Origin of the sequence: Mesotoga sp. Brook.08.105.5.1, assembly GCF_002752635.1 — a bacterium.
GTDB lineage: Bacteria > Thermotogota > Thermotogae > Petrotogales > Kosmotogaceae > Mesotoga.
In genome coordinates this window covers 23979-46063 of the sequence record NZ_AYTW01000016.1, presented here as the reverse complement: position 1 = coordinate 46063, position 22085 = coordinate 23979, and the positions used below count along the sequence as shown (strand labels likewise).

Here is a 22085-nt window from a genome sequence, read left to right as displayed (position 1 = left end):
ATAGAATGCATAATAGAATTCATCCATTGGAGTGGTTTTCTTGTCTCTTGACTGGATAGATGTGACAGACATTGACATCAAGACTCTTCTGTTGTTGGAAAAGCACAATATTTCTCATCTTGAAAGAAACCATTCAGATCAAAGATCGCTTGCAGTGGTTCTGAAGGCCAATCCAGAAATTCTATGGTATTTCAAGATGATTCTGCCTGAGAGGGCTGAGACATTCAAAAGAATGGTAGAAAACGTCTCGGAAGACCTTTCTCGAGAAGAGATCAGAAAAGCAGAATTGGAGTTGCTGAAGAATGTGAATGACTGGATAGTGTACGCCGTTGATCCGTCGGTGTACGACTCTCTCGAATTCACGAAGTGGGATAACAGATTATTGACTGACTTAGTTAGCTTTAGAGGCAAGAGAGTCGTCGATTTGGGTGCGGGTAGCGGCAGACTGTCATTCTTTGCGGCGAGCGAGGGCGCATCAGTCGTTTATGCCGTTGAGCCAATGAGAACTCTGAGGGAGTACCTGAAGACAAGGGCAAGAGCGAAAGGATTAAGTGACTTCTATGTTGTGGATGGCTTAACAGAGGATATTCCCTTTGAGAGAGATTTCGCAGATGTTGTTATTTCCGGTCATGTCTTTGGTGACTTCATGGAGAAGGAATTCAGTGAAATGTATAGGGTAACAAAACCGGAGGGCGAAATCGTTCTGTTTCCGAGTAATAGAGATTCAGACGATCGTATTCACTCTTTTCTTCTCGAGAAGGGATTTGAATGGGGCAGATTCAAAGAACCTGGTGCGGGCCTTGTGAGATGGTACCTATTTAAGGTGAACAAGATATTACCTTAAGGATTTGTCTCTGAAAAACTCCCAGATCATTTCGCTGGCTTTTATTGTGGCCTCAGACGAGCTGTTGAGAGCATCTAGTCCTTTTTCTCTCCCCGGCCAGGTGTGATCACCGTCAGTTATCATATAGAAATGGACAAGACTCCTCTCGTCTTTCCCGGTGTATTCTTTCAGTATGACCAGTCCATTTTCATGCTGTGTCTCCTGTACGGTACTTGCTCCCATCTTGGTTGCCCAGAATTCCACAGATTCTTCTACCGGGGGAAAATACATTCCGTTGGCTTCGGAGCTGCTCGAAAAACCTCCCTCAAAGGGTATTATTGGGTCTTTCATCCCATGGAACACTATCAGCGGAACTCCTCTATCCGGAGGATGTATCATAACTATGGAATTTTCATCGGTTCCACCTGCCGGAGAAGAAGAGACAATTGCGCATGCTGCAAATAGCTCAGGATAGCATGATACAAGCCGATAGGCGAGCATACCCCCATTAGAAAGACCGACAAGATAGACTCTGGTCTCGTCAACGGGATAACTGTTAATTATTTCGACAATAAGCTCGTAAATGTACGAAACATCATCAACATTGTTCTCCATAGCATATCCACAACAGAAACCTGAGTTCCAGCTCAAGAAAACGCTGTTCAAAGGGCCTGTTCCCTCAGGATAGACTGACATGAAACCCTCTTTATCAGCAACTTCCGTTATTCCGTAAGTGTTCTTTGTGTAATTGCCATTGCCAAAGAGGCCATGAAAGACAAGAACTACCGGCAACTTCTCATCTTTGATTTCCGGAGGTAGATGAATTATGGTTTGTCTCGTTCTGCCGTCATGCTCTATCGTCATAACCTCATCTACTCCCTTTTTCGTGCCACTGACGAGGGAGAATCCCATGGCCAGAAGAGTGCCGATTATCATCATTGTCTTGAACACTTAGCTACCCCCCGTTCACCTTTTAATTACAACAGTTGATAACATTTCAATACTAACATTTGTTAAGCCAGAACAATTCCTCAGTCTCTCCAGAAAATCAAACACGTTGTCTGAACAAATCCTCTTCATAACTCTTACTAAACGGCATTCAAAAAGCGAAAGCCTCTCCCTTGCGTAATTTGTCGAGCGAATTTCCATAGCCTGAAACAGTTAGTTCGAAGCTGTATTAAGCTTGCCGAAGGATGGATCTCTGAGGTTAAGAAGGACTATGTCTCCGTCCGATAGAAATGATACGGGAATCTGACTAAAAAATGTAGTGGTGACGTATCTACCCATAAAAGTCGGAAAGAGACCGAGGATAGAGATGCACGAAGCCGCAACTTCCCCTGCCGCCCCTGAAACAAGCTTGAGCGAGCGTTCTTCGAGATCAAAAACCTCAGAACTGGCATCTGTACTTCCTGATACCCCTTTCAGAAAGAAATCCCTAACATCGCTTTCGAAGACGTAATTCTGTCTGGACCAGATCCGGCAGTGACGAATCTTCTTTAACTTATCCCGCAGCCCTACCGGTGAAGAGATTGTCGAACCATCCATTACTTTCAGAGTGCCGAAGAGACTCTTCACAAACTCATTTAACCGGCTAATCGCCTCCCCCTCTCCCAGCGCTTCTGCAGTCACCGTATAATATCCTGTCAGTCCATTCAGTATTATGTTACCCTTGCCGGCGAGATCACTTATGTGCTCCAAAGCAGCAAGACCTTGAAAACCGTATCCCCCGACATGTATCTTCAAAGCGTCACTCCGTTCAAGTCACATCCGAGCGTTTCTTCATACGATTCATTCATGATATCAATAAAGGATGAGAAATCCATCAAATCTATACTCCTGGTCATAACGGGAGAGATCAAAACATCTGCAGCAGCTATTTCTCTCTGCAAAATCAAATCGGCTCTGTATTCATCCATCACTCCCAATATTGAATTCGAAGTATTGAAGTAACCCTATTCGATGAAGAAAGATCTACGGCAACTAAGAAAGTACTATTCGCCTCTCTTGCGACGCTTACAGGAAGATTGTTCGGGATACCGCCATCGGCAAGTGTTAGGTCTCCTTTCTTTTCAGGTTTGAATAATCCTGGAATAGCCATTGATACTCTAAGAGCTTCATATATACTTCCATGATTGTGGATGCAAAGTTCAGCGGAATCCATGATTGTAGATGTACAAATAAAGGGGATCTTTGTATCGGTGAACCTGTACCCCCAAGCGCTTCCTAAGAAGTCTGACGTATCTCCTGGAGGGAAGAACTTCTCTAAAAGTGTTCACATATGAACACACGATCGCACTTAAGATCGGCAAGTGCGTTCTTGCCACTGATTTCGTTAATGAGAACCATCTGGCCGCCTTTCTGCAGGTCCTCAACGTAATTTTCCAGAGGCTATTTGAATCAGCCAATATTGCATATCCCGCCCCGACTAGAGCATCAATCCTTACTCCAACTATGAGGTCGGGAATGAAACCCTTCTCTTCAAGCGCACGAATAACCCCAACGGAGCTGCACCTTTTGCTCCTCCACCTCCCAGAACCAATGCTCTTTTCATTTCGACACCTCTAAGTAAAAACCACCTATGAAACACCGTTTCATTGTTCATATATTGTTGGCCGTACGCAACTTCCAGAATTGTTCCAGCTCAGTCAGAATCTAATAAGCGCCGCTACAAAGTAGATTACTGGCGCACGAATCTCTACTCACTCCTCCTTTAGCCAGGGTTTTAAGTTCACGGGGAGAAGCTCTTTCTATCAATATCGCCGTCCCATCTTCGAAAATCCAGCGCTGTCGATTCCCTTCAAAAACTGACTGCATACCTGTATCCGGCGCAACAATGACTCAATTCTTGCCACTATCTATTCCAGTACCACATCTGCCAATCGCTTAAAATGAGCCTCCCTGAACCAAAACAGGCGTACCTGACCTCATTTGCTTATCTTCAGAAGGGCCGCCAGAGAGTATAGCGGGTTTTTCTCGGTTATCCTGTCAAGTTCTCCGATAATCTCGTCTCTCGAGGTTTCTCTTATGGGTATGCCGCTTTCCAAAGAAATCGCAGAGGCTACACCAATAACCTGTCCCATGCCTGCTGACGTCAGCATTATTCTACCGGCGCTTTGCCCTTCAAAATCACTTGAGAAACATCTGCCTGCCATATTTAGATTGTCTAAGTCGCTGCTGATGAGTGTTCCTAAAGGTATCTCATAATAGTCAGAATATGAAGGTACTCTGCCTTTGACTTCCGGAGTAATCTTCTGAGTTTCAGGGGAATGGACATCTATTCCATATGTTGCTTTGGCGACACTGTCATAGAACTTCCTATGCAATCTAAAGTCTTCTCCAGTGAAGATATAAAGTCCCCTCACTCTTCTGCTCTCTCGAATTCCAATATCGCCTGCAATCTTCTCAATTCTTGACTTTTCAAATCCCCGAACGTACTTCCTAGAAAAGGCTACAAGTTGGTCGATCTGCTCAGAACATTCGAAGACCGATTTGCTCAATTCGAAAGGATTGACAGGACCTTTACCGAACGAGTGAGTTGTGTTGACGGATACTCTGTCTTCCCCGGGAAGTTCAATGAAGAAAAAGTAGTCGTGAAGATTGTTAAGTCCACTCTTTCTAGCCTTTTCGATCTCTTCAAAGTAGCCCGCAACTGAAAGAGGCTTCGAATCTGGTGTCACCCATTTGAAGAAGTTGCTTCTTCTACGACTGACGTCCTCCCTAATTCTCTCGAAGTTGATGTTACTCATAGTAAACATAAGTGTTGAGGCCTGATTTGCCCCATCAGTATCACCGGAGAAGAGCGTAGCTCCTGCCATTTGGCCTAGTGAGGCGTCACCCGTAGAATCAAGAAACATCTTTGCTATTGCAGTGAACTCCGCACCTGAAGAGGAAATGAAGCTAACTTCTTTAACTGTTCGCTCGGAAGAGGAAACTCTTGTCGGAAGTGAATGAAGTACAAGTCAAACTCCAGCCTATCACAGCTTTTCCAGAAAGATGATCTTCAGAATCTCTGAATCGAAGGCGTTTCTAAGGATTCCCCCACGCTCATGCAGGAACCAGGATTTCGCCAAAAAACCTCCCCTAATAGCACCGGTACCAGCGAACGACGATTCTCCGATACCAGAATGAGGACCAAATCATTTTGCTGTTCTTTAGTAACGTCTTCCAATCTTCATAGCTTTGTCTGTTTGTCCCGTTCGCATTCAATTACTCAACGCAGAACCTATTGACGAGTCTCTTATTTCCAATTCCGACTCCAAGAGTCTCCACATTGCTTTCTCTTGATCTTCCTTCTCTTTAGTAGAGACCGTCTTGAACCTCTTCATATTAACATCAGCGGCAGCTAGATGCTTTCTGAAAGGAGAACCCAAAACTCTAACAATTCTCTTTATCTTTTCTCAAGACTTGCACGCAAATTGAGGTATCTTTCTTGACGGGTCCCTCGACCATTCAAAGTGATTAGAACCAACACAGGTCTTGGCTTTCTTTGATCTGGGAGAGAGACGTATAATTATCTGGTCTCAATCATTCTTTCTCTAATTCTCACTTCAGTTTCTGCCAAATTCTACGGGGGGCGATTCAGAAACGTGTTGTCACGCTAGCACTTGTATTGACGACACTTCTTGTGTTCTCTGGATGTTACGTGGTTTTGAAATGTGTTGACTTTGGGGAATTCACTGTTCGAGCATAATATCATAATGATGACGTCTTTTCTGAACTGACAACACGGATGGTTATGAAAAAACCCTTCTTCTGGTTCAATGGAACTCCCACTCCAAACGGAGTAATGACCGTTACAAATGCAGGTATGGCGGGACACTCGGGAAAGGATATCAAAAAGGATATGAATATGAACAACGTCACGATCTCCTTCAAGTTCCCTGTCAATCCAACCGGCCTTATTCTCTACTATGGAGAGTACGGTGGAAACATAAATGTGGAAATAAACGGGGTTCTCGAAAACGTACAGGACTTCTCTGACATCGATGGAAAAGTAATAGGCGGAGTGAATGTAACTCTGACAAGCGTAAGCGGCCCCAAGGGAGTACTGAATCTTCAGGGAATGATCACATCTTTTTCGATAGGAGGTCAGGAACTCTGGATAGACCACATTTGTCCGAGAAAATAGAGTTATCGAAGCTCCACACTTCTGATGCCCCTTAATCTCGACAAACCAACCATAAGATTCTTGATTTTTATAGCATCGCTTTTGCTTATCTCAATTAGCAATGTGAGGTTTTCTTCATCGTCTTCAACTTCCATAGATTCTACTGTCAATCCATTGTCCTTGAACCATTCTGAGATTCTTCTGGACATTTCCTCAGTATTACTCGCAACTATTAGGATTCTCGGCAGATTTCTTCCGCCGGTGAAAAGCTCTATCCTCTTCAGAAAAAGCACGATCATTATTGCGAATACGGTCACTACGGTGGACAATAGATATTCACCGCTTCCGAATCCCATGCCAACCGCTGCAGTTACCCAAAGCGTTGCTGCCGTTGTAAGACCCTTGACCGAAAAACCCTTTTTCAGGATCGTTCCCGCTCCCAAAAATCCTATTCCAGAGACAATTTGAGCCGCAACTCGGCCAGGGTCACCGTGTTCTGCGGTTACAAATACTGTTGTAGAAAGCACCGTAATGAAAGCAGCACCAACACAGATGAGAGAGTGTGTCCTGAGTCCTGCCGGCTTGTATATTCTCTCTCTTGTCACTCCTATCATCGCTCCTGCAACAAGAGCACAGAATAGCCTCAAACACAGATCCAAATATTCCAATTTTCAACCCTCCCTTAAGTTACGATTATAACCTTTCCCTCCGATAAGTAAACACAAGAGAACAACATTTCTACACCAATCGACATTGTTTCGACTTCTCGTATGATCTCTTCCATCAGGCTAAAACGCTAGATCATATCTGCGTTTTCATGAGTTACCGAAGTCGGAATGTGATTCTTCCTTTAGGGCCACTTTCCAAGAGTAACGTAATGCTCTCTTCACTTCCAAAATGCTATTATTGGTTGGAAGGAGTGATAGATGTGCTGATTCCCGTAATCCTCGCAGCCGGAAAGGGGAGAAGACTGAAGTCGGAAGTCCCTAAGCCCCTGGTCAAAGTGAAAGGCAAGCCGATGATCGTTCACATCCTAAGAAAGGTTTTTTCAGTATGCGATAGCGTCAATTCAATAGTAGTAATAAATCCGGACTTCGAAAGCGATTTTCGGAATGTGCTCGATAGCAATACCATACTTGCATATCAAGATTCGCCTAAGGGAACTGCAGATGCGCTGAAAAGAGCACTTCACTTGGTCCCGGAAGGTTCTGAGATTCTGGTGATGTATTCTGATCTCATTCTGATCACGGAAGATTCCCTTAAGGCCCTTGCTGAACTCCATAAGAGTAATTGCTGTGATATAACATTTCTTTCCGGAGTAACCGAAACCAAATTTCCATATGCTCTTGTTGAGCGTGACGAATACGGTAAGGTAATCTCCTTCAAGGAAAAAAAGATTCCTGACTTCCCGCCTCCCTGGGAGTTCTACATTGGACCAATAATTCTGAGAAAAGATGTGGTCGAAGAATATATCGACAATCTGATACCAAATAAGGATACCGGAGAAATTTACATTTCCGATATTGTGTCTCTATCGTTGATTGAACATAAGTCTGTATGCGGCTTTGTAACCGAGAATCAAGAGGAATTCTTGGGGGTTAACACTCCTGAGGATCTTGAAATTGCAGAAAAACTTCTCTCCGACTGAACCTTTTTCTCAAGGGTGAAGTCTCATTACCAGAGACCAGAGAAACCACAGGCACAACCCCTTTAAAATGTAAGGCAAACGAAGGCGACATGGATTACCCCTGAGTTACAAAGACCGGGACAGAGTCCCGGTCTTTCCTTGTAGCGACAATCCGGATCAATACTTGTCTAGATCAGTGAACTGATCCCATTCTTCAAGATGGCTGAACTCTGGCGATTCGGTCCAGTCAAGGCCCTTTCTGATAAAGTCCATTAGATTCTCAAGAATTATCTGATGCTTGTTTTCCTCGGCTGCCAGTTTAAGAAGTATCTCCTTCTCAGATAACTCGTTTGTTAGTCTTGCCTGATCAAGATAGAGTTTGATGCTTTCCTTTTCCATCTCTACCGCATGCTCGTATGCATCAAGATTCGTTGCATCGATTTCGAAACACTTCTCATCCTTAAGCATCTCCGAGAACATATTCCTGGTAGTCTTGAAAGTGTATGTTCCCTTATACCTGTAGTTTCTGTCCTCAAAACCCCTTATTATCTCATAGTGCCTCTGCTCATCTTCCGCAAGCATCTCGAATAGCTTCTTCAACTGCTCGTCTTTAGCGCATTCTGCCTGTTTTGCGTAATAAGCCTTGCCGTCCTTTTCCAACTTAAGGGCATAATCGATAGCGTTCATCTAAAACCTCCTTTGGAGAATCGCAAAAACAGAAAACCATCCGATTCTGACAAAAAGCGGGCGGCGGTGAACCACCCGCAGAATTCACATTGAATCAATCAGAGGCAAGTCTCTTGTATGTTTCATACCTTTCTTTAGCGTCTTTCTCAGCCTTCTCGAACAATTCATCGGCAATATCGGGGAACGTCGATTTAAGAGCGCTGTATCTCACTTCACCCATCAAGAAGTCGACAAACGACTCTTTTGGTTCCTTCGAGTCAAGAATGAAGGGACTCTTACCCTGTTCCTTCAGAAGAGGATTGTATCTGTAAAGATGCCAGTAGCCTGAAGCAACAGCTCTCTTTTCCTGCTCTTGAGTTTTTCCCATTCCGATCTTTATTCCGTGGTTTATACATGGTGAATATGCAATGATTAGAGACGGTCCAGGATATTTCTCAGCCTCAGTGATCGCTTTGATCACCTGATTCTTGTCTGCTCCCATTGCGACCTGGGCCACATAAACATATCCATACGTCATTGCCATCCTGCCTAGATCCTTCTTCTTCGTTCTCTTTCCAGAAGCTGCAAACTTCGCTACAGCAGCTCTAGGCGTAGACTTGGAAGATTGACCACCGGTGTTTGAGTATACTTCGGTATCAAATAGAAGAACATTGACATCTTCCCCTGAAGCAAGTACATGATCAAGACCGCCGTAACCGATATCGTAGCCCCAGCCGTCTCCACCGAATACCCACACGGATTTCTTAATTAATAGATCCTTTCTTTCCTCAATTTGCTTCAAAAGAGCGTTGACTCTCTCGTTTCTTGATCCCTTTGATATCACATTGAGAATGCCAAGAGTAGCTGCCTTTGAGGCTTTTGCATCGTACATTCCTTCAAGCCAAGCCTTGAAAGGCGTCTTCATGTCCTCGGGAATATCCTGCTTCAGAAGCTCTTCCATTATACCGGCAAGCTTACTTCTGCCGTGCTTGACCGCCATCGCCATCCCAAATCCATATTCGGCATTGTCTTCGAACAGAGAATTCGCCCACGCCGGCCCTTTGCCGTTGCTATTCTTGCAGTAAGGAGTTGCAGGAGCCGAGGCTCCCCAGATTGAGGAACAACCGGTCGCGTTGGCTATAAGCATTCTATCTCCAAATAGCTGTGTAACAAGCTTGGCATAAGGTGTTTCACCACAGCCTGCACAAGCCCCTGAGAACTCGAGGAGAGGCTTGGAGAACTGGCTCCCTTTGAGTGTCTCAACATTCATGACATCCTTCTTCTCAGAAACTGCTGTAGCAAATTCCCAGTTTGGTACTTCTTTCTCTGTCTGCGTATCAAGAGGTTTCATGACTAGAGCCTTATTTGGAGACGGACAGATATCTGCACAGTTACCGCAACCCGTGCAGTCTAGCGGCGAAACCTGAATCCTGTACTTCAGCCCCTCGAAAGTCTTTCCACCCATTGCTTTCTTAGCTTCGAAGGTTGCAGGAGCCCTATTTTCCTCTTCTTCGTTTATCAAGAACGGCCTGATCGCTGCATGTGGGCAGACATAGGAGCATTGATTACACTGAATACAGTTGTCGATCTGCCATTCCGGAATCATGACCGCAATGCCTCGCTTCTCATATGCGGACGTCCCATTTGGGAACTCTCCGTTTTCTCTACCAACAAAGGCAGATACGGGCAATTTGTCTCCCTGTTGCCTGTTCATGACATCTGCGATGTTTCTCACGAACTCAGGTCTTCCAGATTCTTCTTCTTTAACTTCTTCTTTCGCACTCTTCCAGGATTCTGGAATCTCTATCTTCTTCAATGCCTCAATACCGCTATCTACTGCCTTGTAGTTCATCTGTACTACCTTCTCACCTTTCGTGCCGTAAGACTTCACGATCGCGTCCTTTAGATACTTAACTGCGTCTTCTATAGGTACGACATTTGCCAGTTTAAAGAATGCCGACTGCATTATCGTATTTATCCTCGTGCCAAGCCCAATCTCCATTGCAATCTTAGTGGCATCGATGCTGTAGAATTTGATCTCGTTTTCGACAAGGTATTTCTTCATACCGGCAGGAAGATGCTTGTCAAGCTCCTCGAAATCCCAGCTAGTGTTAAGAACGAAAATGCCGCCCTTTTTGAGTCCTTCAAGCAATTCATATTGATACACATAGGACTGTTTGTGGCAAGCAACATAATCTGCCTCATCTATAAGGTAGGTGGATTTGATTGGCTTCTTGCCGAATCTAAGATGCGATATCGTAACGCCTCCAGACTTCTTCGAATCGTATGCAAAGTAACCCTGGGCATACATATCGGTATGATCGCCGATTATCTTTATTGCATCTTTGTTAGCTCCGACAGTCCCATCGGAACCCAAACCCCAGAATTTGCAGCGAATAGTGCTTTCTGGAGCGGTATTTATTCTCTCTTTGATCTCCAGAGAAGTGTTGGTAACATCGTCTACGATACCTATCGTGAAGTGGTTTTTCGGTGTCGAGAGCTTCAGATTGTCGTAAACTGCCTTTATCTGAGAAGGAGTTGTGTCCTTGGAACCGAGTCCGTATCTTCCCCCATAAACCTCGGGAGCGCTCTTTTCACCATAGAAGAGAGTCTTCACATCTTCATATAGTGGCTCTCCAAGAGAACCCGGCTCTTTAGTTCTGTCGAGAACTGCTATTCTCTTGACTGATTTCGGGAAAACATCATAGAAGTGTTTTGCAGAGAACGGTCTGTAGAGATGAACCTTGATGACTCCTACCTTTTCACCCTTCTTCATCAGGTAATCAATGGTCTCCTCTATCGTATCGGTGACAGAACCCATAGCGATAATAACGTTTTCTGCATTGGGGTCACCATAGTAGACAAAAGGCTTGTAATCTCTGCCTGTGATCTTCGAAATCTCTTCCATGTAATCGGCCACAATATCAGGAACAGCGTCATAGAATCTATTTGATGATTCCTTCGCCTGGAAGAAAATATCGGGATTCTGGGCCGTCCCCATCGTCTTGGGGTGATCTGGATTGAGAGCCCTGTCTTTGAACTCCTTTAGCGCTCCATAATCGAGAAGTCGCTTAAGGTCCTCATAATCCATAACCTCAATCTTCTGAACTTCACTGGAAGTTCTGAATCCATCAAAGAAATGAAGGAAAGGAACTCTCGACTTGATTGCAGAAAGATGTGCCACAGAGCCAATGTCCATGACTTCCTGAACACTTCCTGAAGCCAGCAAAGCAAATCCTGTCTGTCTCGTAGCCATTACATCAGAATGATCACCGAAAATCGAAAGCGCGTGACCGGCAACTGCTCTAGCACTGACGTGGAATACACCGGGCAAGAGTTCTCCAGCAATCTTATACATGTTCGGGACCATTAGCAACAATCCCTGTGACGCCGTAAAAGTAGTCGTCAGAGCTCCAGCAACAAGCGAACCGTGAACCGCACCGGCCGCTCCGGCTTCAGACTGCATTTCTATAACGTCAACCGGCTGCCCAAAGATATTCTTCATTCCATTTGCTGCCCAAGCATCTGCAAGCTCCGCCATAGATGACGAAGGCGTAATGGGGTAAATAGCCGCAACTTCCGTAAAAGCATAAGCAACATGGGCGGCAGCGGTATTACCGTCCATGGTTTTCATTACTCGTGCCATCCTAAACCTCCTGTAATCCTGAAATTGATCTCATATCTATTGGAAAACATAAAATTATATTCTGCGGCAAACACATAGAATATCAAGCAAGAAATCTGGCTGCTCATTAACATTATAGAACATCTTTTCGCTGCTTACACAGATGTATCTTTTCGATTTGACAAATCAAAGATAATCTCTGTAATGTGATGGTAACAGTCATTTAGGAAAGACACAAGGTGCGATTGCCGTCTGAAGATAAGAGTTGGTCTCCTGAAGAAGGTCTCATTTGACCAAAGGTTTTATAGATCATTTCGTGTTGCTTCCAAGAAAATTATCGCCCTTCGGCATTTCACCGTTAAACTTCAGGGATTACACAAAGCGAGTGCAACTGCTGAAGATGAACTAGTTCAGATCGGTTGTCTGAAGCCACGCAATGATATCGTTTCTTTCTGAACAGTCTGGAAGCATTTCAATCGCTTTCATTATGGCAACTCTGGAAAACTCAACTCTGATTAGCTCTCGTTTCAGTTGTTCAATGAAATCCACATCCATCGAGTCTGAATAAACTATCACGTCGGATATAATTCCCTTCTTCGATGTAAAAAGCAGCTCGATACCTCCCCAGGAAAACCTATTGCCAATTTTGAAATTGAATTCCGGACTCTTTCCCAATAGCCATTCCTTAGAAGAATACTTTCCGTAAAGCGACTTCACATCGAGTGACTTCCTTAGTTCGTCAAAATCCAAGACTTCGTGTATTCTGCCGTATTCTTCAGCGAACCCCATATACATTGCCTCTTTCATTCTTTCTATGGTAAGGTCAGGTTTCAGCTCTTTTAGATTCACTACTCTAGAAACGACAGACTTAACTCCCTTCGATTCTATCTTTGCTCTGGAGACATTCAGATATTCAGAAAGTCTTCTCGTATCTACATCAACGAGGATAGTTCCATGGTGATAAGAGGCATACTGTCCATGGTAGAAAGCATTTCCAGAGAACTTCCTTCCCTCCGCGAGAATGTCATTTCGACCACTGAAATGAGCATCTATACCTACCGATTTTACCCCGTCCACAATTACCGATAGTTGCCTGTGAAGATCGTACTCTCTTTTTGGCAAGAGGAAGGTAAAGTTGAGGTTTCCAAGATCATGAAAAACCGCACCGCCTCCGGATAGTCTTCTTGCTAACTTACCACCATCTCTGTGAAGGTTGTCCAGCCTGCATTCCTGCCAAGCGTTCTGGTTTCGACCAATCACTACCGTGTTCTCGTTTTGCCATAGGTAAAGAACAATGTTTTCTTTGGCAAATGAATTTAGAAGATACTCTTCGACTGCGAGATTCAGCCAGGGATCAAATGAGTCAGATTCAACAAATATTGTACTAGGGATTTTACCTACCTCCGACACCAAGAGTTTCGATTTCTCTTCTCACATACATGTAATTCGCTCCTGTTAGATAGCTTCTTGGATCTCTACACTGATCGTTAGAGTCTACGATCTCGAAGTGGAGATGAGGCCCGGTTGCTCGTCCTGTCTCTCCAACTCTGCCGATTAGCTCCCCCCTGAGAACTCTCTGCCCTACATAGACGCTTATTCTGTTAAGATGAGCATACCTTGTCTTGGTGCCGTCATAGTGTTGGATTATTATATTCAGTCCGTATCCTCCGTTTTCCTGGGCTTCTATAACCGTTCCATCCTTCGCAGCAAAGACGGGAGCGTCCTTCTGGACTGCTATGTCCATACCGGAATGAAAGGTTGAGGCGCCGGTGAATGGATCTTTGCGCCAGCCGAACTCCGAAGAAATCTTCCCATAGACCGGCCAGGTGAACTGTGTACCGGGATTTGCATTGCCGCACACGTTTATCGAATCAAGCGGAATGAACAGACTTTGGCCGGGATATATATAGGAATTGCAGCTAAGATTGTTTGCGACCATTATATGCTCTGCAAGCGCAAAAAACAGCCGAGCAATGTAATCGATGGAATCACCGTACTGAACCTCATAGAAGAAGCCATCTCCAGTAGGAAGGTAAATGAACTCACCCGGTTCCAGCTGACGGGGATCGCTAATGCTGTTCAAATCGAGGACAGTGCTTATTCTCAGGTTATAATCCCTGATTATATTGAAGAGACGATCACCTGGCCTGACCAGGTATTTGATAAAACCAACTCCAAAGGCAGTTGCTAGGGAAAACATAAGTATAATGGTAAGCGTCAAGAGAATCTTAGCTCTCATCTGAAACCCCCAAACCATTTTTTATCCGCAAAATGATACAAAGAATTCTAGTTCATTTGAACTGATAGTAATTTTAATAATATCACAGCGACAGTCCTTAAAAGAAGCTCTCTCTTGAGTAGATTTAATTATGATGCATTACGGCTTCCAACAAACAAATTCCAGCTCCCGAAGTCTCGGTTTCTTCTTTGGACGAAAAGCCAAGTGGGCTTTGATTAAACTTAAACCAACATTTACTTCGAGTCTTGCAACTACTTGAGACTGTCATAGAACGGGATATCTCCAAGATAATCCCCTGTCTTCTTCATCTCATCAGTCCTGATAAATACTCCTTTTTCGGTCTCAACTTTTCTCAACTGAGAACCCATCTTCCAATTCCCTTTTTCATCTTTACAAATCAGACAAAACACGAATACGTCGCACTTATCAATGATCTCTTCGCGTGTCCACTCCTCACCATATTCGTGGGTCTCCCCCACATTTGGATGGATAAGTGCCGCCTCAATTAGCCAGGTCCCATTTCTGTCAGAGTAACTAGCTGCCGAAACCCAATAATCTATCTTCTCAAACATGGTCTTCCCCTCCTTATCTCAGGATACAAAAGTTCTCACCTTTTCTGCTACTCTTGAGGAGAGAGCATCTTCTTTGGAGGTGAAAAGCGTGACTTTTGTCAACGACACTTCGCGGTCACCAAGAGCGCAAGTTAGACCTATAGCGCTTGAAAGAGTCAAACTTGAGGGATTCGTAAGCAGATATCAGGAACTTATGAAGTCGACGAGTCTCTCTCTTCAATATGAGTATCTGGAATCGACGGGAAGAATAGAAAACTTCAGAAAGGCTGGACGGAAATCGGAAGGAGTCTTTACCGGGTGGTTTTTCAACGATTCCGATGTATACAAATGGATAGAGGCGGCTTCTTATTCGCTACCGTATAATGAAGATCCCGAAATCAGGGAGAGAATCGAGTCACTGATAACACTTATTGAGGAAGCTCAGGCTCAGAACGGCAACGGATACATAGACACTTACTTCATAGGTGATCGGACTTCGGAACGCTGGAAAGACCTTAAGAACATGCATGAACTCTACTGCGCGGGTCATCTTATTCAAGCAGGGATAGCATATAAGAGAGCTTCAGGTGATGAGAAGCTTTTCGTAATCGGCAAGCGAGTGGCCGACGAAATTCTGGAGACTTTTCATGACGACGACAGTGAAGTTACTACCGGGCATCCCAATCTAGAAATGGCATTGGTTGAGCTTCATCGCGAAACCGCCGACCGTGCTTATCTGGAGTTCGTGGAAAGACTCATAGATAATCGCGGAAAGGGCTATGTAGGTGGTGACGAGTATCATATTGACCATGCTTCCTTTAGAGATCTCAAAGAACTTACTGGACACGCAGTCAGAATGCTTTACTTACTCGCTGGAGCGGCCGACGTATTTCTAGAGACAGGCGATGAAACACTCCTCGCAGTTCTCGAAAGACTCTGGGTCGATCTGATCGCGCGAAAGATATACATCACGGGCGGAGTTGGCTCAAGATATGAAGGAGAATCGTTTGGCGAGGCGTACGAACTGCCAAGCAGAAGAGCATACGCGGAAACGTGTGCCGCAATTGGAAATGTATTCTGGAATTGGCGTATGTATATGATTTCCGGCGACGCAAAGTATCTCGATGTAATGGAGCGGACTTTCTACAACGGTGTCCTTTCTGGAATCTCTCTCGACGGTAAACGATATTTCTACGTGAATCCTCTGGAGGATGCCGGAAAGCACAGCCGAGAGGAATGGTATGAATGCGCGTGTTGCCCCCCCAATATCGCAAGATTGCTCACATCCTTCGGGGGCTACATTTACGGTACTACTTTGAACGAAATAAGAGTCAATTTCTACGAGGAGAGCAAGTCTGCAATTCCCTTTAGGGACGGTGAGGTGACGATCATCCAGAAGACAGCCTATCCTCATTCCGAAGAAATCGATCTTATTATCTCCACCGATCTAGATACAGACATCTCGATTCTCCTAAGAATTCCTGAATGGACCGAAGGGGAGTTTGATCTTCAAGTAGACGGCGTGAAACAGAAAACAAGACCTGAAAGAGGTTTTGTGAGACTTGAAGGCAACTGGAAGGGCAAGACAGAGATTTCGCTCACATTTCCGATGAGAATCAGGTTGATGACCTCTAATCCACTTCTAAGAGAGAATACCGATAAAGTTGCTGTCCAAATCGGCCCGCTGGTTTACTGTGCTGAAGGCGTAGACAATCCTTCTTTTGATGTGCGTACGTTGTCTATCCCTTCGAGAAAAAACTTAGAACTCTCACGAAGCGATACGCTCACGGGAAATCCAGTCACATTAAGTGGAAAGGGAATCGCTTATGATATTAACAACTGGGACAAGAAGCTTTACAACTCGCTCGGTTCTGTGAAAAGCAAGAGCGAAAATGTAAAATTCTCTCTTATTCCCTATTATGCGTGGAATAACAGAGGAAATTCACCGATGTGTGTTTGGCTTCATATGCACTAGAGATTCCTTTTCGTAACTCTGACTGAGGATTCGTACTAGCGTTTTGACTTTTCGGTTTTCGCGTTCAACTTGAACTGGACACGGATCGATAGGATAATAGTTGAGTTAAGACTCTTAGTGTATCTTCTGGAGTGTGAATGATTTGCGAAGTATTCTTGCAGTCTTTCTATTGGTTCTGTCAGCAGTCTGTTCATCGTTTTCTGGACAGATAGTCTTCAATGGGAACCTTATCTATTACGAGATAGAGGGGACCGAAGGGGAACTAGTAGTAGTAATAAGTGATGGGCCCGGTCTTGACAGCTCTTACATGACGGGTATCTTCCAGGAAAGAAGAGTCCTAAGGTACGATCACCTTGGAAGCGGGAAATCGGAGAATTCGTCCTCTATAGACATCGACTTCCAGTACTATATATCTGAACTAGCCGCACTAATATACTCCCTAGACCTAAACTCTTTCCATTTAGTTGGTCATGGCTTTGGAAGTGCAGTAGCCGTAGGGTTAGCTCTGACAAATCCTCCCGGACTCCTCAGTCTTGTAGTGGTCAATCCAAGACTTAACTATACCGCGATTGATCTGGCAATATCCGAACTAAGAGAAACGGAGCCAACGAATGGGTTCGACAAATACAACTTTTTGCTTGGCGGTATTTCTGCTGAAGACAGAGCCAAAGGTATTACGGACGATCTGATTAACAGGGCGACCTACAGCCTCTTCTGGGGTGAGGATCCAACCTCGATTGAAGGCAGACTTCGTGGACTGGACTTGTCTTCAGGTTTACCCGACCTTCGAGTGCCTATTTTGGTCTGCGTTGGGATCAAGAGCTTTCCGGGGATCGCGCATACCTCAGCCTACCAGTCTGGAGCTCCGAACAGCGAATTTGTGACATTCATGAACAGCGGTCACTTTCCAATGATTGAAGAAAAGGCTGCTTTTGAGTTGATCGTCGACGGCTTCTTCAAACGGGTTGAAGAGAACTCGAGCACAGGAATACTCCCGAAAACAAGCCGTGAGATTCTTCAAGGAAATCCTGGAGACAGAGTATTCGGTCAGGAAGACCTGGAGAGAAACGTGAACATGCAGATAAGTGAGGATTTTACTGTCATGCTTCCTTCAAGTCCTGGAGCTGGCTATTCGTGGAAGATTAGTAACTTCGATGAAGACATGTTGAGGCTCATTTCAGATCCCTTCTACGAAGAACCAATAGAACAAGGCAACGGCTACGATGTGTTTAGCTTCAGAGTGGTTGGGTCCGGATCAACCCGAATCACGTTTTCATTCGGCTCCATTTGGGACGAGACTCCAATGAGAACTTGTTCAATGTCGCTAGATGTTGAAGAGTATTCTGTCGAGCCCCTAACCATTACAACTCCGGATTCTGGAAAAACCTTCATTGTTGGACTGAACGAACCGGTCGAGGTAGTACTAGAATCACCAGTTGATTCTGACCTGAAATGGCGAATAGCATCAACAAATCCCGGAATCCTTAGACAGCCGGAAGAAAGCGAAACCAGGGTATCTGAAAATCCATTGTATGCAGCGAAAGTAATCGAGCAAGTATACTATTTTGAAGGAATGAACTACGGTACGGCGTCTGTTCGCTTTGACTACGGGAGTTCCTGGGAGGATCTACCTCCAGAAAGAACATTCGAGGCCACTATAGTAGTCGCAGAGCCCGTTAGAGAGTGTATTATTATTCAGGATTCGGACAATGGTAGAACAATTGAGATTGGTATACAGCAAAGCGTGTTTGTTAAGCTAAAAAAAAGCAGCGATGAGAATTCCGATTGGCAGATCTCTTCTTGTCCCGGATTTGAGGTAATCAGCGGTCCCTATGCAGAAGAGTATATGGACGTCCGATATACGATATTTCATTTGAAGCCCACCGGCCCGGGGGAAGTCCTGATTGAGTTTGCCTACGGAGGGAAAAATCCGGAAGCCTCGTCTGCAGAAACATTTACAATCAGGGCACAAATCGCCGAAAAGACGGAACACCTGCTTAAGCCTGGTGATGAAGACCACGATGTCGGCTCAAACTAAAACCCGCAAGATGCAAAACTAGCAGCGCTAAAAGAGGAGATTTCGATGTTCATTCAGAACGCAAGTCGATTTCATCGAAAACTACTCTGTATCCGCTACCTCTCGGGCTACAGCAATATGGTCCAACCATGACCGGGATCTTGCCATCATCCTCCAATAGTCTCGCCAGACGTAGCTGAATCCAGCCGTCTTGCCAGAAGCAAACCGAATAGTCAGGCCCCTTTCTGTCAACACGAACCCTAAACTCCTTCGTATCGGCTGGCACATTCTGAGTTGACCAATCCGAGTAACCCGAGTTCGTAACGACCGCACCGAGTTTTGATGGGTCTGAGCCTTCAAATTCAACCGAGCTCTTGAGCCAACAAGAAGGAGAGATTCTTACCATCACACCAGCTTGATCATATTGATTGACCGGCAGAAACTTCACTCCAACTATCAGCGAGAAATCTCCCATCAAAGAAAGATGTAAGAAGTGCCCGTTATCGTTTCTAAACCCATAACTCGTCCTCTGCCAGAAATCCGTTTGTGAATCCGCATCAATCACAAGTTTCTCACCATCCAGCTCCCAGTTGCTTGGTTCATTGAACCATTTGAAGTACTTCATAGCTTCCTTATTAAATGAAGACAACCGCATATGATACCTCCCGATTTTCTTTCTGGATTATATCGCGACAAGATCGAAACCCGTAACCAATAGTATATAATTGCTTTGAATCATTAAGACTATCCTAACTTTTCCTGTGCTTTGCAATACTATGTGTCTTTTGAAAGGAAAATAATCTGTAGACTAGATTTTCCTTCTAATCATGTTGTTTCGAGTTGCTCCGAGAAGACCTTAACACCACTCACAAAAACACAAGACATTCACCCGGAGTGATTCAGTTCATAGGCAACTGAAATACGAGATCGTTCCTGATGCTTATTTGGAAATGGTGGAGGTCCCGGTAATACTTTTGTCAGTGGAAGTCAGAAGGAATTGTCTGCCAATCGAGGTGACTTATGTACTGGAAATACGCAATCAAGAGAGTTTTATACGGATTTCTGATGTATTCAATCCTAATCTTCATCTTTTCTGCTCTATTCAATACAGTAATGGAGCAAACTCTGAGAGCGCAGATAGAGGAGCAAATCAGAGGCGAAACTATGAGGATGACAAGTCTCAACGAGAGCCAGCTTGCAAATTACGTCGCAAACAGAAGAAACGACCTGTACTCTCTATACCGGCTGAACAGACCTGTCGCTGAGAGAGTAGTGTGGCGAACATGGGACACGCTGACATTCAATTTTGGGAATTCTACAATCATTAGAGCTTCAGATGGCAGCAGGAGCGTATGGAGTGTTGTTTCGGAGGCGATCCCAAAGACACTTCTTCTCTTTTCGGTAGCTATGATGGTAGACATTGTCCTGGGCCTGCTTCTAGGACTGAAAAAGGCACAGAAAGCAGGCGGGGTTCTAGACAAAAGCACTTCGGTGGGAACTATGGTGGTATTTGGCATGCCATCATGGTGGTTGGGAATGATAATGATAATGTTCTTTGCTTACGGAGTGAAGATCTTTCCTTCAGGTGGTCTACATTCTACTCCTCCTCCAGAGGGAATTTCGTATTTCTTCGACCTTCTCTATCATCTAGCTCTTCCGGTACTGACACTTGTTGTCATCGGGTTCTGGGGAAGGGCTTTCCTTACTCGAAACATAGTCCTCGGAGTCCTTCAGGATGATTACATCATGGCAGCAAGAGCAAGAGGTATTCCTGAGAGGAAAGTTCTGTACGGGCATACAATGAGAACATCTGCTCCACCAATTGTAACGATGTCACTTCTCGCTCTTCTGGCATCTGTAGGAGGCAATATAGTGTTCGAGGGCATTTTCTCCTGGCCTGGAATGGGCAATCTGTACTGGATTGCTTTGCAGCAGAATGATGTTCCGGTCCTCATGGGAAACCTGGCTATTACGACCGGACTATATATTTGTGGTCTTGTGATTCTTGATCTTATATATGGCTTGCTTGATCCAAGGATCAAGGTAGGTGGTAAACAGTGACTATTAGCGACTTCAGAAGATCATTAGGCGGTTTTTGGAGCGAGTTCAGAAAGGTCAAGTCAGGCATAATCGGGGTAATCTTTCTTGTTATATTCATATTTATCTTGATCTTCGAACCGGTTATCGTCCCCTATCCCGAAGCAAATCTGAAGTGGAGGGACATAACTTATTGGCAGGACCTGCCGGCTAGCGCTCCGCCTTCATGGATCAATATATTCGCTTCAAAAAAGAGAGCTGTTTCCGAGAGTATTGAGGAATACTCGTTTTCTGAGACTATGGCGGGAGCGATGAGAATACAAGAATACGTCTTCGAATACGATTATTCTGCTTCAGTTGCTCCTTCAGATATCGTATTTCATGCCTCGGGAGTCGGCAAACCAACTGTAGTTATTGCGATCGAGAGACCGGACGGTTTGACGATCGATCTATATAGAAAACAGCTTGAAGTGTCCCCTACTCAGAGTCTAAGAGTTTCGATAGACAGATCGTCTCAGACTTCGGCCATGAATTTTGGAAAGAAGTATTCCCCCTCAGAAGGAGTCCAGCTTCAGACCATAAAGACTACTGATGTTCTGTTCTCTAAGGCTCAACCGGGCATATTCAGAAGCCCTTCGCCATTGGTGGGAACATACAAGTTGAAGGTAACCCTTTTGCTGCAGAAGGCCGACGAAAACATCGAAGGAGCCTTTGTAAATATTGCAGGCAGAGTGCACGGTATTCTTGGAACGGACAACTCCAAGAGAGACATATGGAGCGGAGTAATCGCAGGCGTGAAATGGGCTATGCTTATCGGACTGCTCACTGCCCTCATCTCAGTATCCATAGGTGTCGTATATGGTGTCATAAGTGCATACGTCGGAGGTTGGAAGGACTCACTCATGCAAAGGATATTCGAGATATTCATAAGCGTTCCTATGCTTCCCGTTCTCATCGTCATGAGCGCAGTCTTCAAGCCGAATATATGGGTAATGATAGGAATAATGTGCATCTTCTACTGGGTAGGACCGGTGAAGACAGTCAGAAGCATGGGACTCCAGATAAAGGAAGAGACCTACATAGAGGCCTCAAGAGCTCTCGGGGCATCTAATACGAGAATAATCTTCAAGCATATGGTGCCTCTGCTTATCCCTTACGCCTTCGCCTCTATGGCGCTCAATGTCCCAGGTGCTATCGTTGTAGAGGCTACGATAAGCCTTTTGGGTCTTGGAGATGCAACTATTGTTACGTGGGGACAGATACTCCAGGCAGCCAACAGCGGCGGAGCTATGCTGAGTGGGATGTGGTGGTGGGTAATACCACCAGGACTGGCGATAGCCTTCATGGGTATGACATTCGCATTTGTAGGGTTTGCAATGGACAAGATACTTAACCCGAAACTGAAGACGAGGTAATGA

At 44.8% G+C, this 22085-nt stretch carries 18 protein-coding genes and 1 pseudogene; 7 read left to right on the top strand and 12 right to left on the bottom strand.

The features are described 5' to 3' along the window. Positions 1 to 40 precede the first annotated feature (40 nt). The gene (locus tag V512_RS07195) at positions 41 to 844 is read left to right on the top strand and encodes a methyltransferase domain-containing protein (protein ID WP_108702525.1); all 804 of its coding nucleotides are present in this window, start codon (positions 41 to 43) and stop codon (positions 842 to 844) included. Here the strand turns inward: V512_RS07195 and V512_RS07190 are convergent. The 5 genes and pseudogenes from V512_RS07190 to V512_RS07175 all read right to left on the bottom strand — a co-directional run. Continuing rightward, positions 836 to 1774: a PHB depolymerase family esterase gene (locus V512_RS07190; RefSeq protein WP_099829771.1), complete on the bottom strand. Its 939-nt coding sequence runs from the start codon at positions 1772 to 1774 to the stop codon at positions 836 to 838. The two genes, V512_RS07195 and V512_RS07190, sit on opposite strands and share 9 nt — an antisense overlap. A 210-nt stretch (positions 1775 to 1984) precedes the next feature. Continuing rightward, positions 1985 to 2566 carry a hypothetical protein gene (locus tag V512_RS07185; RefSeq protein WP_180977897.1) on the bottom strand — a complete coding sequence of 194 codons (582 nt, stop codon included), beginning with the start codon at positions 2564 to 2566 and terminating at the stop codon, positions 1985 to 1987. Beyond that, positions 2563 to 2739, bottom strand: a complete 177-nt coding sequence (locus V512_RS14990; RefSeq protein ID WP_243392304.1) for a hypothetical protein — start codon at positions 2737 to 2739, stop codon at positions 2563 to 2565. The genes V512_RS07185 and V512_RS14990 overlap by 4 nt, the downstream gene beginning before the upstream one ends. Further along, positions 2739 to 2921 (bottom strand): hypothetical protein, encoded by a 183-nt coding sequence (locus tag V512_RS14985; protein ID WP_243392303.1) that lies wholly within the window; start codon positions 2919 to 2921, stop codon positions 2739 to 2741. The genes V512_RS14990 and V512_RS14985 overlap by 1 nt, the downstream gene beginning before the upstream one ends. Positions 2922 to 3747: 826 nt before the next feature. Next, a pseudogene (locus tag V512_RS07175) lies at positions 3748 to 4770 on the bottom strand (FAD-dependent oxidoreductase); the annotation flags it as partial. A gap of 788 nt (positions 4771 to 5558) precedes the next feature. Between V512_RS07175 and V512_RS07170 the strand changes: the two are divergent. After that, positions 5559 to 5951: a hypothetical protein gene (locus tag V512_RS07170; RefSeq protein WP_243392302.1), complete on the top strand. Its 393-nt coding sequence runs from the start codon at positions 5559 to 5561 to the stop codon at positions 5949 to 5951. Positions 5952 to 5953: 2 nt separating this feature from the next. Here the strand turns inward: V512_RS07170 and V512_RS07165 are convergent, their stop codons facing one another. Further along, positions 5954 to 6598: an MgtC/SapB family protein gene (locus V512_RS07165; RefSeq protein WP_099829768.1), complete on the bottom strand. Its 645-nt coding sequence runs from the start codon at positions 6596 to 6598 to the stop codon at positions 5954 to 5956. A 170-nt stretch (positions 6599 to 6768) separates the two neighbouring features. Here V512_RS07165 and V512_RS07160 point away from each other — a divergent pair, with 170 nt between their 5' ends. Next, on the top strand, positions 6769 to 7578 hold the full coding sequence (locus V512_RS07160; RefSeq protein ID WP_243392301.1) for a sugar phosphate nucleotidyltransferase: 810 nt from the start codon (positions 6769 to 6771) through the stop codon (positions 7576 to 7578). A 156-nt stretch (positions 7579 to 7734) separates the two neighbouring features. Here V512_RS07160 and V512_RS07155 read toward each other — a convergent pair whose 3' ends face one another. The 5 genes from V512_RS07155 to V512_RS07135 form a co-directional block, all read right to left on the bottom strand. Then, entirely contained in the window at positions 7735 to 8244 is a 510-nt protein-coding gene (locus V512_RS07155) for a ferritin family protein (RefSeq protein WP_099829767.1), read from the bottom strand. A 94-nt stretch (positions 8245 to 8338) separates the two neighbouring features. Next, a complete protein-coding gene (nifJ, locus tag V512_RS07150; RefSeq protein ID WP_099829766.1) occupies positions 8339 to 11869 on the bottom strand; it encodes a pyruvate:ferredoxin (flavodoxin) oxidoreductase in 3531 nt (1176 codons plus the stop codon). A gap of 384 nt (positions 11870 to 12253) precedes the next feature. After that, positions 12254 to 13258 (bottom strand): lipoate--protein ligase, encoded by a 1005-nt coding sequence (locus V512_RS07145; protein ID WP_243392300.1) that lies wholly within the window; start codon positions 13256 to 13258, stop codon positions 12254 to 12256. Next, positions 13242 to 14087: a M23 family metallopeptidase gene (locus V512_RS07140; protein WP_099829764.1), complete on the bottom strand. Its 846-nt coding sequence runs from the start codon at positions 14085 to 14087 to the stop codon at positions 13242 to 13244. The genes V512_RS07145 and V512_RS07140 overlap by 17 nt, the downstream gene beginning before the upstream one ends. Positions 14088 to 14338: 251 nt before the next feature. Beyond that, entirely contained in the window at positions 14339 to 14659 is a 321-nt protein-coding gene (locus V512_RS07135) for a hypothetical protein (RefSeq protein ID WP_099829763.1), read from the bottom strand. An 88-nt stretch (positions 14660 to 14747) separates the two neighbouring features. On the opposite strand from V512_RS07135, the gene V512_RS07130 reads away from it, so the two are divergent. Together V512_RS07130 and V512_RS07125 are read left to right on the top strand one after the other, a co-directional pair. Further along, positions 14748 to 16613: a beta-L-arabinofuranosidase domain-containing protein gene (locus V512_RS07130; protein ID WP_099829762.1), complete on the top strand. Its 1866-nt coding sequence runs from the start codon at positions 14748 to 14750 to the stop codon at positions 16611 to 16613. A 142-nt stretch (positions 16614 to 16755) separates the two neighbouring features. Beyond that, the gene (locus V512_RS07125) at positions 16756 to 18651 is read left to right on the top strand and encodes an alpha/beta fold hydrolase (RefSeq protein WP_099829761.1); all 1896 of its coding nucleotides are present in this window, start codon (positions 16756 to 16758) and stop codon (positions 18649 to 18651) included. 49 nt (positions 18652 to 18700) lie between these two features. Here the strand turns inward: V512_RS07125 and V512_RS07120 are convergent, their stop codons facing one another. After that, positions 18701 to 19285 carry a DUF1349 domain-containing protein gene (locus V512_RS07120; protein ID WP_099829760.1) on the bottom strand — a complete coding sequence of 195 codons (585 nt, stop codon included), beginning with the start codon at positions 19283 to 19285 and terminating at the stop codon, positions 18701 to 18703. Positions 19286 to 19650: 365 nt separating this feature from the next. Here V512_RS07120 and V512_RS07115 point away from each other — a divergent pair, with 365 nt between their 5' ends. After that, the gene (locus V512_RS07115; RefSeq protein WP_099829759.1) at positions 19651 to 20691 is read left to right on the top strand and encodes an ABC transporter permease; all 1041 of its coding nucleotides are present in this window, start codon (positions 19651 to 19653) and stop codon (positions 20689 to 20691) included. Further along, a complete protein-coding gene (locus V512_RS07110; RefSeq protein ID WP_099829758.1) occupies positions 20688 to 22082 on the top strand; it encodes an ABC transporter permease in 1395 nt (464 codons plus the stop codon). The genes V512_RS07115 and V512_RS07110 overlap by 4 nt, the downstream gene beginning before the upstream one ends. The last annotated feature ends 3 nt before the right edge of the window (positions 22083 to 22085 follow it).